This is a genomic window from Ruminococcus sp. N15.MGS-57, from assembly GCF_000980385.1.
GTDB classification, from domain to species: domain Bacteria; phylum Bacillota; class Clostridia; order Oscillospirales; family Ruminococcaceae; genus Hominimerdicola; species Hominimerdicola aceti.
In genome coordinates this window covers 1-1,465 of the sequence record NZ_LARF01000102.1, presented here as the reverse complement: position 1 = coordinate 1,465, position 1,465 = coordinate 1, and the positions used below count along the sequence as shown (strand labels likewise).

The window sequence follows — 1,465 nt, the reverse complement described above, 5'->3', positions numbered from 1 at the left end:
ATTGCCACCCGGCCAAACAGCCGCTTTACCGAGAGGTTTTGAAACTTCATTTTGCCTCGCCTCCCGTCCATTGATAGCCCATGCCGTAAACGGTCTTGATGTAGGGTGCGTCGCCGTCGGATTCAATCTTGCTGCGAATCCGGCTGATGGAGGTTGTCAGGGTGTGTTCGTCTACAAACCGCTCGTCTATATCCCACAGCTTTTCCAAAAGCTGCCCACGGGTCAGCACTTGCCGGGGATTTTTACGGAACAGGTTCAGCATTTTGTACTCCATCGGGGATAGGGTCAGGGGCTTGCCGTTTAAGGAAGCCGTCTGCTCCGAGAAGTCCAGAAACAGCCGCCCGTCGTCGTAAATGTCCTTGGCCGGTTTGTGGTGTTCCAGCATGGCGAACATGGCTTTGATTTTCCGCTGCAAGGCCCCGATCACAAAGGGCTTTGTGATGTAGTCCACCGCGCCCACCTCATAGCCCCGTATCTGGTCGCTCTCCTGATCGTTGGCGGTCAGGAATATTACGATGGTGTCCGGGTGCTGGGGCTTTATCAGCTTGCACAGTTCAAAACCGTTCCCGTCCGGCAGGTTGATGTCCAGCAGCACTAAATCAAATTCCCGCTGGCGGATGGCTTCGGCTGCGGTTCTGGCATTTAGGGCAGAAGTCACGCCGTAGCCGTCTGCGGTCAGGTTATAGTCTAACATCTTATTCAAAAAACTGTCGTCCTCGACAATTAAAATCTGCTCCATATTCTCACTTCCTTTGCTTTTTGCAGATAGTATAACAGGCAAATGTCCGAGAATTGTTACAAGGACAAATATATTTATCATTTTACAGCTTTTTTATGTGTACTGCAATTTTATAAAAGAAAGGACAGCAGTATCATCAAATTGCTGTCCTTGCGGTTTATTATAGCTGGTAGTGTATAAGCGTGGGTTCATCATATTTGGTGTGGTATCTTTAACTATGGGAAACTCCTCTCTCCCACTTGCTCACTGCCGACTCAGTAACATAAAGCTCCTTAGCAAGGTCTTTTTGAGAAAGCCCCAGTTCTTTTCTTTTTGATTGAATGAATTTTCCAAGAGTAATTTTATCTTCCATAGCATATCACCTTTCAATTTGTTCGGAGTGCACTCTCTATGGTCAACATTATAGCCCACGGCTTTGAAAATGTCAATAAAATCGGGCTGGACTGTCAGTCAAGCCGCCTATCTACGCACTTTTTCGCATCTTTTTCATCTTATCACTGCCCTATCCACGCCAACAAAACAGCACAAAAAATCGCCCTGCTAAAAAGCAAAGCGTTGTTGGAGCGGGTCAGAGGGATCGCACCTCCATCTCCTTTCAGGAAGAAAAGTATTCTAGTAATTGAAATAAACCCGCAAAAAATATGAAGTCCTTACTCATCGTAAGGACTTTTTTGGAGCGGATTACGAGGCTCGAACTCGCTACCTCCACCTTGGCAAGGTGGCGCT

Annotated in this window: 2 protein-coding genes; both read right to left on the bottom strand. The window is 47.2% G+C overall.

Annotated elements, in window-relative coordinates; genetic code table 11:
* Positions 1-46: 46 nt before the first annotated feature.
* Positions 47-739: a response regulator transcription factor gene (locus WS40_RS10585; protein ID WP_046442134.1), complete on the bottom strand. Its 693-nt coding sequence runs from the start codon at positions 737-739 to the stop codon at positions 47-49.
* Positions 740-950: 211 nt separating this feature from the next.
* Positions 951-1,091, bottom strand: coding sequence for a helix-turn-helix domain-containing protein (locus tag WS40_RS10580; RefSeq protein WP_046408809.1), 141 nt, complete (start codon positions 1,089-1,091; stop codon positions 951-953).
* Between the last annotated feature and the right edge of the window lie 374 nt (positions 1,092-1,465).

What these genes read in the sequence shown, in the direction of transcription:
- WS40_RS10585 (WP_046442134.1), bottom strand. Translation starts at nt 739, where the DNA reads ATGGAGCAGATTTTAATTGTCGAGGACGACAGTTTTTTGAATAAGATG.
- WS40_RS10580 (WP_046408809.1), bottom strand. Translation starts at nt 1,091, where the DNA reads ATGGAAGATAAAATTACTCTTGGAAAATTCATTCAATCAAAAAGAAAA.